This is a genomic window from Nannocystis exedens, from assembly GCF_002343915.1.
Taxonomy (GTDB): domain Bacteria; phylum Myxococcota_A; class Polyangia; order Nannocystales; family Nannocystaceae; genus Nannocystis; species Nannocystis exedens.
Genome location: NZ_NETK01000002.1, coordinates 454,452 through 470,481, shown reverse-complemented (window position 1 = coordinate 470,481; position 16,030 = coordinate 454,452). Strand labels below are relative to the sequence as shown.

General features: G+C 73.0%; 8 protein-coding genes. 6 read left to right on the top strand and 2 right to left on the bottom strand.

The features are described 5' to 3' along the window. Nucleotides 1-150: 150 nt before the first annotated feature. Nucleotides 151-2,166 (top strand): hypothetical protein, encoded by a 2,016-nt coding sequence (locus tag NAEX_RS49225; protein ID WP_143140174.1) that lies wholly within the window; start codon nucleotides 151-153, stop codon nucleotides 2,164-2,166. A 21-nt stretch (nucleotides 2,167-2,187) separates the two neighbouring features. Here the strand turns inward: NAEX_RS49225 and NAEX_RS45815 are convergent, their stop codons facing one another. Further along, a complete protein-coding gene (locus tag NAEX_RS45815; protein ID WP_100792715.1) occupies nucleotides 2,188-3,420 on the bottom strand; it encodes a hypothetical protein in 1,233 nt (410 codons plus the stop codon). A gap of 151 nt (nucleotides 3,421-3,571) precedes the next feature. After that, nucleotides 3,572-9,502, bottom strand: coding sequence for a tetratricopeptide repeat protein (locus tag NAEX_RS45810; protein ID WP_143140175.1), 5,931 nt, complete (start codon nucleotides 9,500-9,502; stop codon nucleotides 3,572-3,574). A 506-nt stretch (nucleotides 9,503-10,008) separates the two neighbouring features. On the opposite strand from NAEX_RS45810, the gene NAEX_RS45805 reads away from it, so the two are divergent. The 5 genes from NAEX_RS45805 (at nucleotide 10,009) to NAEX_RS45785 (ending at nucleotide 16,023) form a co-directional block, all read left to right on the top strand. Next, nucleotides 10,009-11,886 carry a serine/threonine-protein kinase gene (locus NAEX_RS45805; protein WP_096334239.1) on the top strand — a complete coding sequence of 626 codons (1,878 nt, stop codon included), beginning with the start codon at nucleotides 10,009-10,011 and terminating at the stop codon, nucleotides 11,884-11,886. Nucleotides 11,887-12,011: 125 nt separating this feature from the next. Further along, on the top strand, nucleotides 12,012-12,368 hold the full coding sequence (locus NAEX_RS45800) for a hypothetical protein (protein WP_096334238.1): 357 nt from the start codon (nucleotides 12,012-12,014) through the stop codon (nucleotides 12,366-12,368). Nucleotides 12,369-12,627: 259 nt separating this feature from the next. Further along, the gene (locus NAEX_RS45795) at nucleotides 12,628-13,350 is read left to right on the top strand and encodes a histidine phosphatase family protein (RefSeq protein WP_143140176.1); all 723 of its coding nucleotides are present in this window, start codon (nucleotides 12,628-12,630) and stop codon (nucleotides 13,348-13,350) included. 53 nt (nucleotides 13,351-13,403) lie between these two features. Continuing rightward, on the top strand, nucleotides 13,404-14,609 hold the full coding sequence (locus tag NAEX_RS45790) for an acyl-CoA dehydrogenase family protein (protein ID WP_096334236.1): 1,206 nt from the start codon (nucleotides 13,404-13,406) through the stop codon (nucleotides 14,607-14,609). A 346-nt stretch (nucleotides 14,610-14,955) separates the two neighbouring features. Then, the gene (locus NAEX_RS45785) at nucleotides 14,956-16,023 is read left to right on the top strand and encodes a phosphotransferase family protein (RefSeq protein WP_096334235.1); all 1,068 of its coding nucleotides are present in this window, start codon (nucleotides 14,956-14,958) and stop codon (nucleotides 16,021-16,023) included. The last annotated feature ends 7 nt before the right edge of the window (nucleotides 16,024-16,030 follow it).

Here is a 16,030-nt window from a genome sequence, read left to right as displayed (position 1 = left end):
CAAACGTAGCGGAGCGGCGCCCGTGCGCAAGCGCAGCGGTGACCTATCCCCGAGGACATGTCCGATGGGTCCGGTCGTTCGCCGGCGACCTCGCCTGTCCTCACGCCCGCGCGGCCCGGGCGCGGGCGGGCTCGGCTACGATGCGTCGTGATGATATCCCGCCCGCTTCTCCTCACCCTGGCCGTATTCCCGCTGGCCTGCGGCGACTCGACCGCCACCACCGACAGCGACACGTCCTCGAGTTCGTCGTCGTCCTCCTCGACCACGAGCGACGACCCGGTCACCACCGGTCCGACGTCGACCACGGTCGAGACCACCGACGGTCCGACGACCACGGTGGTGCCGACCACCACCGACGCGATCACGTCGTCGACGACCACCCCCGACACCACGACGACGACCGATCCCACGGCGACGACCACCTCGACCACGACCACCGACACGACGACGACCACCACCACCGGCACGACGACGACGACCACCACCGGGGACACCGACACCGACGGTCCGCCGCCGCCCGACGTCGTGCCGGAGCTCGTGTGTCCCGGCGATCTCGACGGCCACTGCGATCCGGTGCCGGACGCCGCGCTGCTGGCGGGCGCGTCGGTGCTGTCGATCGTCCCGAGCTGCTTCGAGGCGTGGACCGACCTCGACGCCGATGCGGAGTTCGAGCCGCCGGGCGAGGTGTTCCTCGACTGCGGCTGCGATCGCCTGTGCCCCGGCGACGCCGGCTACGTCGCCGCCGACACCGGCGAGGGCGACGGCGAGTTCCAGGCCAGCTGGCTGGCCGGCTTTCACAACGGGCGGCCCGCCACCGGCGTGCGCGGCGCGAACCTCGGCCTCGTCGGCGAGGGCGACGGCCTGTGGGCGCGCGCGCTGGTGCTCGAGCAGGGCAACACCAAGCTGGCGATCGTCACCCTCGACCTGGTCGGCTTCTTCAACAACGAGACGCTGGCGATCCGCGACAGCCTGGCGGAGATGGGGCTCGAGGTCGACTACGTCCTGCTGCACGCGCTGCACAACCACGAGGGCCCCGACAGCATGGGTCTGTGGGGCCCGGAGCAGCTCGTCAGCGGCTACGACCCGGCCTACCGGGCGCAGGTGCGGCAGGCGATCGTCGAGTCGATCGTCGCCGCCGACGCGGCCAAGGTCGCGGTCGCGCAGATGGTCGTCGGCGAGGTCGACACCTCGACATACCACGCCAACGGCGTCGGCAACGTCATCAACGACAGCCGCGACCCGTTCGTCGTCGACGAGATGATCGGCGCGGTCCAGCTGATCGACGCCGACAGCGACACGATCGCCAGCCTGGTCAGCTTCGGCAACCACCCCGAGGCGCTGTCCGACGAGAACACCCTCATCACCAGCGACTTCGCCCACGGCCTGCGGCGCACGCTCGAGCAGGGCAGCCAGTGGTTGCAGGCGCCCGGCAAGCCCGGCGTCGGCGGCCCGTGCCTGTTCCTCAACGCGGCCGTCGGCGGCCTGATGACGCCGCTCGGCATGGCCGTGAAGACGCCCGACGGCGAGACCTACCAGTCGGGCAGCTTCGAGAAGGCCGACGCGATCGGTCAGCTGCTCGGCGAGATGGCCCTCGACGCGCTCGCCAACGGCGACGCGATCGACGCGCCGAAGCTCGACCTGCAGGCGCAGAAGTTCAAGCTGCGGGTCGACAACCTCAACTTCCAGGCCATGTTCCAGCTCGGGATCTTCGACCGCGAGACGTTCATGGAGATGGACGGCATGTACATCGAGACCGAGGCCGCGCTGATCAACCTCGGGCCGGCGCAGTTCCTCACCGTGCCCGGCGAGCTGTTCCCCGAGCTGGCGATCGGCGGCTACGACGGCAGCCACATCAACGTGCCGACCAAGCCGCTCGTCGACCCGAACAACACCAACCCGCCGAACCTGCTCGCGGCGCCCGAGGCCCCGTACCTCAAGGACAAGATGCACGGGACCTACCGCTTCATCATCGGCATGGGCAACGACGAGCTCGGCTACATCGTGCCCGAGTACGACTGGGTGCTCGGCGACCCGCCGTGGATCACCGAGGCCGAGGGCGACCACTACGAGGAGACCAACTCGATCGGCGTCGAGACCTTCAGCAAGGTCGACGCCGCCGCCGACATCCTGATCGCGTGGTCGAAGTGGGTCCACGGCGCGCCGTGAACCCGCGCCGCGGCGGACGCCCTACTCCATGATGGGCGTCCGCTCGCACTCGAAGGTGACGTCGATCGTCGGCCCGTGGTCGATGACCTCGAAGTCGGTGGCCTTGAGGTCCGCGAGCGAGAACGAGTCGACGCCGACGTCGGCCCAGGTCGCGCACCCGTACACGTCGCTCTGCGCCGTCAGGGCGATGTTGCCGCCGTCCGACATGTACATGCCGTACTTCTGCAGCGCCTTGGCGATCACCTGCGCGCCGGGGCTGAGGTCCTCGATCGGGTAGTCGGCGCGCAGTCGCATGTGGCCGCCGTACGGGATCGACGTCGTCGGCCCCGTCGTGTTGGTGCCGTGGGTCGCGGGCGCGACGTACTTCTTGGCGCGGATCATCGAGTTGGGCAGGATGAACCGGATCGCGTGGTTGATCTCGCCGGCCGCGACCTCCTCGGCCGAGAACAGCAGCGGCGCGATCGGGAAGCCGGCCGCGTCGGCGCTGGTGCACTGCTGGCCGCGGCCGTCGAGGTCGTAGATCTTCGAGGTGTCCCACAGCGCGAGGCAGCCGGCGGAGAACTGTTCGGTCTGCGCGTCGACGGTCGCGTGGTAGATCTCGTAGAGCCGCTGCTCGCTGCGCGACACCACGATCATGTGACAGTCGGCGCCCTCCTGGTAACCGCTGCAGTCGTAGCCCTCGAAGCTGTCGGCCGGCGGGAGGTCCTGCGGGTAGTCCTCGACCACCCCACCGGGCGGCAGCGGGATCGGGGCGACGTCGCAGTCGGGCGTGTAGTAGTAGTCGTTGTCGATCTCGAACGGCCGCTTCTCGGTGCCGGCCGGGGCGTCGATCGCGGTGATGCTGAAGTCGATCCGCATCGTCCCGGTGCCCCACCCGTTCGGCGGCGCGTTCTGCACCATCCACTGCGTGATCGCGTCCGAGTCGGGCGCGACCGGGTCGTTCGACGCGTCGTGGTACCAGATCGCGTCGGCCGGGAAGTACGGGCCCTCGGCCTGAGAGGCGCACAGGGTGCTGTCGTCGCCTGCGCCGGTGGTGGTGTCGGGCCCGGTGGTGTCGGTGGTCGTGCCGGGGTCGGTGGTCGTGCCCGGATCGGTGGTCGGTCCGCTCGTGCCGGGCCCCGTCGTCGGGTCGCTCGTCGGACCCGCCGTCGTCGGGTCGCTCGTCGGACCCGCCGTCGTCGGGTCGGTGCTCGGCCCGACGGTCGTCGGTCCCGCGGTCGTCGGACCGTCCGTCGAGGCTGTCTCCGAGGACATGGTTGTCGGGCCAGCCCCGGTCCCGTCCGTCGTCGCGGCGGTCGCCGCGGTGTCCGTGCCGCCGCCGCCGCCGCCCCCGCACGCGACGGCCAGGATGGCCGCCGCAACCCACGTTCCGCGCATCGTCATGTCCAACCTCCGGACGGGGATGTTATCCCGTCAGGAGGCCGGTGCGACGGCGCAGGTCGATCGCGCCCTCGCTGCACCAGAAGCGCAGGAGGTCGGCGATGACCTCGGAGTTGAAGACCAGCTCCTCGCCCTCGAGATAGAGGAGCGCCTGGTCCTCCTGCCGCAGCAACGCCGCGCACGACGGCAGGTCCGCGGCGATGAGCGCCGCGGCGCGCAGCGACGTCGTCTTGAGGTCGGCGTACCACGCATGGAAGTCGACCGGCGCCGACTGGGCGTATTCGGCCGAGACATCCTGCAGCACCTGCCGCTCGCGCCGGCCGAGCACCTTGACGATGCGCCGCTGGAGGTCGTCGAGCGCGCTCGGATCGGCGAGGTTCGAGCCGTAGTTCGGCGCGGCGGTGCGAGCCGCGGCGGCGAGGATCAGCATCAGCTCCGAGGCCTTGAAGCGCGTGACGGCCTGCAGGCCGCGCTGCACGTAGGCCAGCGCCCGCGCGATGACGAACGCCTGCTGCGGCTCGGACAGCCGCAGCACCGTGGCCGGCACGAGCACCACCGGCAGCGCGCCGAACTCGAGGCTGACCGTGGTGCCGGCGCCGCGATAGACGTAGAGGTCGTAGTCGGGCAGGCCGAACAGCCCCGCGATCTTGTCGACGAAGCCGCGCAGCGGGTTGCCGGAGCGCGCCGTGATCTTCTCCTTGGCGTTGACGCTGAAGCGGTTGAGGTCGCCGAGGTACAGCTTGCTGAGGCTGAGGCTGATCGCGTTGATCAGCTTCTCGGCCACCGCGCCCTGCTGGCTGCGATCGAGCTGGCTCCGCAGGACCTCGGGCGCGAACGAGTTGGGGGCCGCCGAGGCCGGCTTGGGGGTCATGCGGGTCAGCGCCCGCATGTCCGACTCGCTCGCGGCTCCGAGCACGCACAGCGGCCCGAGCCCGAGCGCGGCCTCGGCCATCTTGCCGCGGTCGACGTAGCACTGCACGAGGCCGCGCCACGGATCGGGCGACGCGGGGTACAGCCCGGCCGCCTGGCGGAACACGGCGCCGGCCTGGTCGGCCAGCCCCTGGGCCCGCAGCCGCTCGCCGAGCGCGAGCCGCAGCGGCAGGTTCTGCTTCACCTCGGCGATGCCGAACTCGAGCGTGGCGATCGCCTTGTCGGACCGCTGCATCGCCTCGCCCTGCACGCGCGCCAGCTCGAGGTAGGCCCGCCCGAGCTTGGCGTCGTCGCCGGCGACCTGCTGCAGGTGCCGCATCAGCGCCTGCTCGTACAGCTCCCAGTCGTCGGCGGACTGCACCTGCTTGGCGTACTCGCCGGCCGCGACGCCGTCGGGGCCCTCGAGCGCGACGGCGCTGAGCAGCGCCTCGAGGCCCTGCGCGCGGCGGCCCTGGTGCAGCTCGATGTGCGCCAGGTGGACGATGGCGGCGACGCGGTCGTCGATCGTCGTCGAGGCCCGCAGCAGCCGGCGCGCCGTCTCGGCCGCCGCCGCGCCGTCGCCCATGCGGGCGTAGACGTCGGTGAGGGCCAGCAGCGCGCCGCGGTCGTCGGGCCGAGCCTGCAGCGCCGCCTCGAGGCACTGACGCGCGCGCGGCAGGTCGCCGATGTGATCGGCGAGCAGACTCGCGAGGTTGCGGTTGGCGGTGAACAGCGCGTCGGGCTGGCTGGCGACCTGCAGGATCTCGCCGTAGATCTCGGCCGCGTCGCCCCACTGCGCGTTGCGGTTGTAGAGGTCGGCCAGGAACAGCAGCATCGGCACGTGCCGCGGCCTGTCCCGAAGGACACGTCGCAGCACGCTGATGCCGCCGGCCAGGTTGCCGAGCTCGTCGGCGTACAGCTCGGCGATCCGCAGCCACAGCGCCGCCGAGCGCTCGGCCCCGCGGGCCGCCGCGGCCGCCTGCGACAGCTTCTCGAGCAGGCGGGTGCCCTGCTCGAGCATGAGCAGGATCTTGTAGAGCATGTCGGCCGCCTCGGCGTGGTCCGGGTAGCGCTCGAGCGCGAGCTCGAGGTCCCGCGTCGCCGCCTCCGGATCGTCGAGCCGCTGCAGCCGGATCTTGGCCGTCTCGACCAGCAGGTTGGCCGCCGTCTCGCCGCTGCGCTCGGCCGCGGCCAGGCGCGCCTTGGCGGCCGCCAGGGCCCGCGGGTCGTCGATCAGCGTCGACACGCGCACGAGCCCGAGGATCGCGCCGAGGCTCTCGGGGTCGCCGGTGAGCGCCATCTCGTAGCTCTTGGCCGCCGCCTGCAGCGAGCCGGCGCGCTCGAGCGTCTCGCCGAGGCGCGTGTAGTAGGCCCCGAGCAGCGTCGGGTCCTCGCCCTCGATGTTGACCACCTGGGCGTCGATGCGGGCCAGCGTCTGGTCGTCGCGCCCCGCGATCGCCAGCCGCTCGAGCCCCGACAGCGCGACCGGGTCGGTGGGCGACCGCTGCAGCACCGCCGCGTAGGTGTTGCGGATGGTGTCGATGTCGGCGCCGACCGGGCCCTCGTAGAGGCGGGCCAGCTCGCGCAGCGCCGCCACCTTGGCCCCGTCGTCGGCGACGTGCTTCGACAGCCGCACCTGCAGGTCGGCCAGCGACTTCCACATGCCCTGCTGGCGGTACAGCGCGTCGAGGGCCAGCATCGCGGCGAGGTTGCCCTGCTCGCGCTCGAGCACCCGCTCGTAGGCGGCGATGGCCCGCTCCGGCTGGCCGAGCTGCTCGGCGAACACCTCGCCGGCGCGCAGCAGCGCCGCGGTGGCCAGCGCGCCGTCCTTCGCCGTGGCTGCCTCTTGGGCCAGGTCCTCGACGATTCCGGGCCACGCCTCGAGCGCCGCGCGCACGCGGGCCAGGCCGTCGAGCGCGGGGCGGTAGTCGCCGAGGGCCTGCAGCGCCGCCTGGTAGGCGACCACCGCCCGCGGCGGATCGCCGAGGTGCTCCTCGTACACGCGGCCGATCCGGTACGCCACCTGGGCCCGCGCCCGCGGCTCCGACAGCCCGCGCAGCTCGGTCTCCAGCACGTCGACCAGCTCCTGCCAGCTCTTGCCGCGCTCGAGCAGGCGCTGCAGCGCGTGCAGCGACGGCCCGTGCTTGGAGTCGATCTCGATCGCGTTGCGGTAGCAGCCGATCGCGCGCCGCGTGTCGGCCAGCCGGCTCTCGCACAGCCCGCCCATCGTGTGCAGCAGCGCCACCGCGGCCTTGCCCGGCGGCGTGATCGCCAGCTCGCGCTCGTAGGTGTTGAGCAGCTCGTCCCAGCGACCTGTCCGATGGTACAGGCGGCCGATGCTCGCCAGCGCCGGCGCGTACTTCGGGTCGACCTCGAGCACGCGGCGCAGGCGGACCAGCGCGCCGTCGCGGTCGTCGAGCTTCTCGTCGAGCACCTCGCCGGCGCGGTGGAGCAGCTGGACGATGCGCGGCTTGTCGAGCGTCTTGCTCGCCTCGAGCTCGATCGCCTCGACCAGCTCCTTGTAGCGGCCCGCGACCTCGCAGGCGCGCTGCAGGGCGTGGATCGCCCCGATGTGGTCGGGGTCGATCTTGAGGATCCGGCGGTACGTGTGGGCGGCCTGGACCGGCTCGTTGAGGTAGTCGATGTAGAGGTCGGCGATCCGGGTGAGGTACGCGATCCGGCGGTCGTCCTCCTCGGCCGAGTCGATGCCGCGCTCGAGCAGCTCGATGAGCTCGTGGTGGCGACCCGCGGCGGCGAACAGCCGCAGCAGCGCCTTGAACGCGGTCGCCAGGCCCGGGTGCAGCGTCAGCGCGCGCGAGTGGTACTCCATCGCCCGCTCGGGATCCTCGAGCTGGATCTCGTGGATCTCCGCCATCTTGGTGTACGCCGCCGCCGCCCGCTGGGCGTCGTTGACCGCCTCGGCCTCGGCCTGCAGCATGCGCAGCAGCCGGTCCCACTGCTTCTTGCGCGTCAGCAGCTTCGACAGCGCGCGCAGGCTCGGGCGGTAGGCCGGCTCGATCTCCAGCGCCGCCTCGTACCACTGCATCGCCTCGTCCTCGTTGTGGAGGCGGTTCTCGACGATGTCGCCGATCTGGTAGAGGACGCTGATCTTCTCCGACGGCAGCTCGAGCAGCTCGACCAGCGTCTGCAGCGTGCGCGTCATCGCGTCATAGCGCTCCGCGGCCTCGTACAGGCGGATCAGCTCCTCGAGCACCAGGCGGTAGCGCGGGCTCTCGGCGACCGAGCGCTCGAGCGCGGCGATCGCCTTGTCGCGGCTGCCGAGCCGCTCCGAGTGCAGGCGGGCGATCCGGTAGTAGGACATCGCTCGCACGTCGGGGTCGGTCAGCTGGGCCGCCTCGCGCTCGAGCACGCTGATGAGCTCGCGCCAGCGGTGCTGCCCGTGGTGCAGGCGCTTGAGCGCCGCGAACGCGCCCGAGGCCGCCGGGTCGAGGTCGAGCGCCGTCTCGAGCAGCTCCACCGAGGTGCCGACGTTCTTGAGCCGCACCTCGGCCAGGTGCGCGCGGCGGGCCACCAGCGCCGAGCGCAGGCGCGGGTCCTTCTCGACCGCGCTGGCGAGCTGCGCCGTCGTGCGCTCGAGCTGGTCCCACGCGCCGGCCTTGGCGTCGAGCTGCTCGAGCGCGCGGAGGTAGGCGACGTTGCTCGGGTCGAGGTCGCGGGCCTGGGCGAACGTCGCCCGCGCCTCGCCCTCGTTGCCGAGCCCGTCGAGCAGCACCCCGGCCTTGGCCGCCAGCAGCGCCGCCTTGCGCTTCTGGTCCGAGGTCAGCCGGATCTCGGTGTCGAACAAGGGCAGCGCGCGCGACCAGTTCTTCTGCGCCAGCAGCGAGCGCCGCGCCCCGCGGACCACCGGCAGGAACTCCGGCGCCAGCCCGTGCGCGCGCAGGTAGTAGGTCGCGGCCTGGGCGACGTCGCCGAGCGGGTACTCGTAGAGCCGGCCGATCTCGTACGACAGCCGGGCCGCGCGGAACAGGTCGGGCTGGGTCGCCAGCTCGGCCTCCCACGCCTCGATCTGGGCCTGGGCCGCGCGCAAGAACGGGTTCTCGGCCGCCATCGCCGGGCTCGAGATGGTCCGCGTCACCGGCCCCGAGGGTCCGCGGGCGCCGGTCGCCGGCACCCCCGAGGGGCCCGACATCGGCGTCGTCCGCTGCCGTGGCGGCTCGCCGGGCGCGAGCGGGGCTGGCCCCGAGGACCTGTCCCCGAAGACCTGTCCCGGAGCACCTGGCAGCGGGGACCTGTCCGAAGGACCCTGTACTCGCGGACCGGTCGGCGGCGGCGCGCCGCGGGCCAGCAGGCGGGTGCGCAGCGCCTCGGGCATCGGCGCCGGCGCGCCGGGCCGCGGCGTGGTGTCGGGGTTCGTGGACAGCCGGGTCGCCGAGTCGGACGCGCGCGGGGCCTCGCCGGACGCCCGCGCCGCCTGGACCACGGACGGATCGATCTCGCCGTCGCGAGCCGTCACCGCGAGCACGTCGACCGGCGGCGGCGTGGCCGCCGAGGCCTCCGCGTCGACCTCCACTTCGAGATCGACCGGGATCGTCTTCGCCGCGCCCACCGGCACCTCGTCCGGCTTGCTCGGGCGAGCCGGTGGAGCGGCGGCACCGGCGACCGGTGGGACCACCGGCGGCGGCACGGGCGCCGGCGCGACCGGCTGCGGCTGCGACGGCGGCTTGGCGGCTCCGCTGCCGATCAGCGTCGTCGTGCCGACCGCCGGCGTGGGCCGGGAGACGCCCCGCATCGGCATGGCGCCGAGCCCCTTGCCGAGCCCGCCCAGCCCCAGGTTCGGCGGCGCCGGCTTGCCGGGCTCGGCCGCCGGCTTGGGCTCGCTGAGCTTGGCGAACGGCCGCGAGGGCTCCGGCTTGGCCGGGGCGGGCACCGGCGCGGACACCGGCTTCGGCGCCTCCGGCTTGTCGGCCTTCACTTCGGGCGCTCGCGGCGCCGGCGGCACCGGCCGCGCGGGTGGCCGCGCCGGTTCGTCCGTCTGCAGCTCGATGTCGTCGTCGATGTCGACCTCGATCGGCGGGATCGTGGGCATCGGCGGGATCGCCCCCGGCCGGGCAGCCACACCCAGGGCCGTCGCCCGCTCGTCGACGATGATCGCGTCGAACAGATCCGCGGGATCGCGGGGAATCTCGTCGTCCCGGAGCGGCCCGCCGGGAAGAGTGATCGGAGGCCGACCTGGAGAGCTCGCGGGCTTTCCACCCTTGTCGTCTTGCTGCGCCACGGTGCGGCGAGTATGCCCGATCCGCCGGCCGATGGACCTGCAGGCCGGGCGCTTGCGACCGGAATTCCGCCGTAGTTGCGCTGCTCCGACCATTTTTCGCGCGAACGCCGCGGGCAGCTCGCCCGGCCGGCCCACGGTGATCCCCGCGTCTTCGCGGTCGCCCGTCGCTAGCCGATGGCGCCGTCGCGACGGCGTTCGCTCGCGACCGAGGATCGATTGCGATCGCGAATCGTGATCGATCTGACCGATCGGTCAGCCTCGTCTTCGCAAATTCCTTGCGCTCGTCCGTCCGCTCGTCACTATGCTTCCGGCGGATCATGGCGAGCACCGACGACAGCTTGCGCGCCGACGGCCTGATGACCTCGGGGCCAGGTGTGATTCTCGGCGGTCGCTATCGCCTCGCCAGCCGGCTCGGCTGCGACGCGCTCGGCGAGCTCATGCGCGGCGAGGACCTCGAGCTCGGGCGACCGATCGCGGTGAGGTTCGTGCCCCCCGAGCTCAATTCGGGCGACGAGTTGGTGGCGCGGCTCGAGCTCCGCCGCAGCCGCAACCTCCGCCTGCCGCGCGGCGAGGTGCCGCTGCTGGCCGATCTCGTCGATCTCCTCGACCTCGGTCACGACGAGCGCGGCCGCCTCTACGTCGTCACCGACGTGTTCCCTGTGGCCAGCCTGGCCGACGAGCTGGCGCGCCAGGGTCCGCCGCCGTGGCAGCGGCTGCGCGCCCTGCTGGTGCGCGCCTGCCAGATCGTGCACCTGTCCCATGAGCACGGAATGATCCGCCAGGATCTTTCGACCAGCAGCCTGTACCCGGTGCGCGACAAGAACGACCCGGGCACGCTCAAGGTCGTCAGCCCCGGCCTGCTGGTCGCCAGCGGCGGCCGCGTGTGGTCGTGCGTCGAGCCGCGGGCCGCGCTGCGGCTGGCCCGCTACGCCGCCCCTGAGCAGATCAGCACCGGCGTCATCGATCGCCGCACCGACGTCTACGCCCTCGGCGTCATCCTCTACGAGTGCCTCACCGGGCGGGTCCCGTTCGTCGACCCGCGTCCGGCCCACGTCCTCGCGGCCCACCTCATCACCCCGCCGGCGCCGTTCCCCGCGGCCGTGCGGCGCCGGATCCCCGCCGAGCTCGAGGCCATCGTCCTGCGCGCGCTCGCCAAGTCGCCCGACGATCGCTGGCCGACCGTGATGGCGCTCGCCAACGCCATGGCCGCGATCGAGGTGGGTCGGCTGCAATTCAGCGGCACGCTCGACACCGGCGACGCCGACGACTTCACCGAGTACCTCGCGCCGCAGACTTCGGCGATCAGCATGCGCGTCGACCGGGCCCGGCTCTCGGGTCGCGCCGGCCTCGTGCCCGTGTCCGACGCCGCCGGCACCGGCGAGCACGCCCTGCGCGACATCCTCGACGCGTCCGACAGCAACGCCGCGCTGTCCGGCACGGCAGCCTCGATCCACGACAGCGCCCCCACCCTGCCCTACGGCCGCGCCAGCGAGTCCGGCGCGCGCTGGTCGGCCCCGCCGTCCGAGCCTCGCTCGCGCCGACTGTCGCCGCGTCGTCTCGTCCCGCTGCTGGTCGCCGCCGGCCTGTGCCTCGTCACCGCCGGGATCGTCAGCGGTACGCTGCGACCCGCGGCGGTGCGCCCCGCGAGCGGCGGCTCGCTCGACGGCGCCGTCGCCCTCGCGTCGCCGCGTCCGGCCGCCAAGTCCCCGCCCGGCTCCGCCGCGGGCCGCATGGGTCCTGTGATCCCCGCCTCGACCCTGAAGCCCCCACCGGACCCCGAGGGCCCCTGCATCGACCCGCACCACCTGGCCTGCGCCGGCACGGACGACCCCGCGGCCTCGCTCGGCGCCCCGGCAGATCCGCGCCGCCCCGCGACCTCACCAGCCACGGCTGCGGAGAGCGCGGCGGCCCTCCACGGCCCGGCCGCCGCGACGCCGCCCCTCCCGGGCCTCGCCTCACCCGCCGCGGACCCGCCGGGCTCCCGGCCGTCCCCGCCCGTCGCCGCGCCATCCCAAGCGTCCCCATCCGTCCCACCCGGGGACAGCCGCGGTCCAGCCGCCGGCAGACCGTCCGCAGCGCGGCCGAAGCCCGCTCCCATGCCTCGCAAGGCGGCTCCCGGCGCCAAGCCTTCCGGCAACGCCGGCGGCGAACTGCCGGACCCGGCCGCGCCTCCGCCGGCCGCTGCAGCGCCGTGACGCGCGTGTGACTTTACGGCGCGAGGGGTCCTCGGGACCGCGCGTCGGGCCGCGCCGGGCGACTTTGCGGCCGACCGCGCCGGAGGGTTTGCCACCGCCTCCGCCATCGCCTATCCATGATGTCCATGGGTTCATACGAACATGACGACGACGATCGCCCCGGCGTCGCCGCCCGCTTCGCCAAGGGTTCGCTGCTCGTGCTCGGCGGCCTGTTCGCTCTGATGATCGCCGCCAAGATGGTGTTCAGCCTGTTCTTCGCCGTCCTGGGCAACGTCCTGTTCGTCGGCGCCCTCGCCGGCGCCGGCTACATCGGCTACCGCCTGGTGGCGGGCAGCGGCGAGCGCAAGGCGGTCACCGGCGGCCGCAGCGCCCGCGCCCTCGGCCCCGGCCGCAAGCGCCGCGAGGGCGACGACTTCGAGCGCAAGATGCGGGAGCTCGAGGCGATCGAGCGCCAGCTCGACGCCGAGATCTCGAAGCGCTGAGTCGGCGCATGGCACGAGGGACAGGTCCGAAGGGGCCTGTCCTTTCGCGCATGTCCGATCTCGCATATCCGTTCGTACATGTCCCGAAGGACAGCCGCGATGCCTGCGGGGGCTGGCGGAGTGCCCGAGCCGGGGGCCCCTCGTCATCGAGTCGGCGTCGCCTCCGTCTCAGGGACGGCCCGGGGAACCCCGCGCGCCGATCGCACGGCCCGCGCCAGCGATCGTTGATCCTCCGGGCGAGCGCGGGCACGCTCGCCCGGTGAGCCGACTGTTGATGATCCGCCACGGCCAGGCTTCGCTCGGCGCCGCCGACTACGACGTCCTCTCGCCGCTCGGCGAGCAGCAGGCCGACGCGCTCGGCCGCTACCTCGCGCGCATGATCGATCCGCCGCAGGCGATCTACGCCGGCCCGCGCAAGCGTCAGCGCGACACCGCCGCGCTCCTGGTCGCCGGCGCGCGCCAGGCCGGCGCCGAGTTCCCGGCCCCGATCGAGCTGTTCGAATTCGACGAGTACCCCGCGATCGCGCTGATGAAGGACGCCATGCCGTCGCTGTGCGACCGCGACCCCGAGCTCGCCGCGCTGGCGACCACGTGGATGGCCGCCGAGCGCGGCACACCCGGGCACCAGCGGGCCTTCGAGCTGGTGTTCCAGGCGGCCATGCGGCGCTGGCACGCCGGCGAGGTCGAGCACCCGGCCGTCGAGCCGTTCCGCGAGTTCCAGGCCCGCGTCGCGCGCGGCCTGGAGCGCGTCATGCAGGAGCACCCGCGCCGGAGCACCGTCCTGGTCGTCAGCTCCGCCGGGCCCGTCGGCGTCGTCACGGCGCTGGCGCTCGGGCTCGACACCTGGGCTGGCCTCAAGACCAGCTTCATCGTCCACAACGCCTCGCTCACCGAGCTCGCCTACCGCCCCGGCGAGATGCAGCTGCGGGTCTTCAACGCCCTCCCGCACATCCACGAGCGCGCCCACGTCACCCTGCGCTGACGCTCGCGGCGCCGTGGCTCCGGACGCCGCTCCTGCGGTAGCCTGGGACCATCATGGACTTCGCGATCCCGCCCGCGACCGCAGCCCTGCTCGACCGAGCCCGCGCCTTCATGCGCACCCACGTCTTCCCGGTCGAGCCGACCGTGCTCGCGCGCGGCGTCGCCGCCAGCGACGACATCGTCGCCAGCCTGCGCGCCGCGGCCCGGGCCGAGGGCCTGTGGCTGCCGCAGATGGCCCGGGAAGAGGGCGGCCTCGGCCTCTCGCTCCTCGATCACGGCCTCTTGAGCGAGGTCCTCGGTCACAGCCCGCTCGGTCACCTCGCGTGCAACTGCCAGGCGCCCGACGCCGGCAACATGGAGATCCTCCACAAGTACGCCACCCCGGCCCAGCGCGAGCGTTGGCTCGAACCGCTGCTGCGCGGCGAGATCCGCAGCTGCTTCGCCATGACCGAGCCGGACACCGCCGGCTCCAACCCCACCCAGCTGCGCTGCGCCGCCCGCCTCGACGGCGACGACTACGTCCTCGACGGCCGCAAGTGGTTCACCACCGGCGCCGACGGGGCCGCCTTCGCCGTCGTCATGGCCGTCACCGATCCGGCCGCCGAGGCGCACAGGCGGGCCAGCATGCTGATCGTCCCGACCGACACCCCCGGCTTCCGGCGCGTCCGCAACGTCCCGATCTTCGGCCACGCCGGCGCCGGCTGGGACTCGCACGCCGAGCTCGAGTTCACCGCCTGTCGTGTCCCCAAGCACAGCTTGCTCGGACCGGTCCACGGCGGCTTCGTCATCGCCCAGGAGCGTCTCGGCCCCGGGCGGATCCACCACTGCATGCGCTGGCTCGGGATCTGCGAGCGCGCCCTCGGGATGATGGCCGCGCGGGCCGCCACCCGCGAGCTCGCCCCGGGCGAGCGCCTCGGCGACAAGCAGATCGTCCAGGCCTGGCTGGCCGAGTGCCGCGCCCGTATCGACGCCGCCCGGCTGCTGGTCCTGCGCACCGCCTGGCTGATCGACCAGCACGGCTTCGCCGCCGCCCGCGACGACATCTCCCTCATCAAGTTCCACGTCGCCGAGGTCCTGTCCGAGGTCCTCGACCGCGCGATCCAGGTCCACGGCGCGCTCGGCCTCACCGACGACACCGTGCTCGCCTTCTTCTACACCCGCGAGCGCGGCGCCCGGATCTACGACGGCCCCGACGAGGTCCACAAGGTCGCCGCCGCCCGCCGGATCCTCGCCCGCCATCGCCCCGGCCGCGAGGGCTGACCGTTCGCACCTGTTTCTTCATACCTGCACCTTCGCACCTGCCTCTTCGCACCTGCCCCTTCGCACCTGCCTCTTCGCGCCTGTCCCTTCGCGCCTGTCTCATCGCGCCTGTCCCTTCGCGCCTTCCTCTTCGCGCCTGCCTCTCCGCACCTACCTCTTCGCACCTGCCCCTTCGAGCCTGCCTCTTCGTACGTTCCAGCTCTGGCCTGCCCGACTCGACCTGTCCCATCCGACCCGTCTGCCCCGCGCGTCCTCGCGCCGCCTGGCGCCCTCTCGCACCGCCGCTGCCGAGCTCGGCCTCACCTGTCTCTTCAACCCTGCCCCTACGACCTGTCCCGGAGGACTCATGACTGCGATCGACACCCCGCGCCCTGTCCGCCCCGGCGAGGAGCTCGACCTCGAGCGGCTCGCGCCCTACCTGCGGGACGCCCTGGGTGCGCCCGGCGACGCCGCGGTCAGCGTCCAGCAGTTCCCGGGCGGGCACTCCAACCTCACCTACCTCGTCACCGTCGGCGGCGACGCCTACGTCCTGCGGCGGCCGCCGTTCGGCACCCAGGTCAAGTCGGCGCACGACATGGAGCGGGAGCACGCGCTCCTGTCCCGGCTCGCGCCGGTGTGCGAGCGAGCGCCGCGGCCCGTCCACCTCTGCCGCGACGAGACGATCCTCGGCGCCAAGTTCTATTTGATGGAGCGGCGGCAGGGCGTCGTCGTCCGCCGCGTCCCGCCGCGCGGCGTCGACTTCACCCCGGCGCTCGCCCGCGGCCTCGCCACCGCCGCCGCCGACGCGCTCGCGGACCTGCACGCCATCGACATCGAGGCCACCGGCCTCGTCGAGCTCGGCCACCCCGACGGCTACGTGCGGCGCCAGGTCGAGGGCTGGACGAAGCGCTACCTGGCGGCCAAGACCGACGACATCCCGGCCGTCGAGGCCGTCGCCGCCTGGCTCTCGGGACACATGCCGACCTCGGGCCCGCCCACGCTTTTGCACAACGACTTCAAGTACGACAACCTCGTGCTCGCCCCCGACGACCTCACGCGGATCACCGCGATCCTCGACTGGGAGATGGCCACCGTCGGCGACCCGCTCATGGACCTCGGCACCGCCCTCTGCTACTGGGTGCAGGCCGACGACCCGCCCGAGCTGCAGGCCTTCGCCTTCGGACCGACGCACGCGCCCGGCAGCTTCACCCGGGCCGAGTTCGCCGAGCACTACGCCCGTCGCACCGGCCGCAGCCTCGACGCGATCAACTTCTATTACGCGTTCGGCCTGTTCAAGACCGCCGTCGTGGCCCAGCAGATCTACCTCCGCTTCGCCCGCGGCCACACGCAGGATCCGCGGTTCGCCATCATGATCGAGGCCGTGCGCGTCCTCGCCTCGCAGGCCGAGCGCGCCAGCGCGTCGCGGCACCTGTAACAGCCGC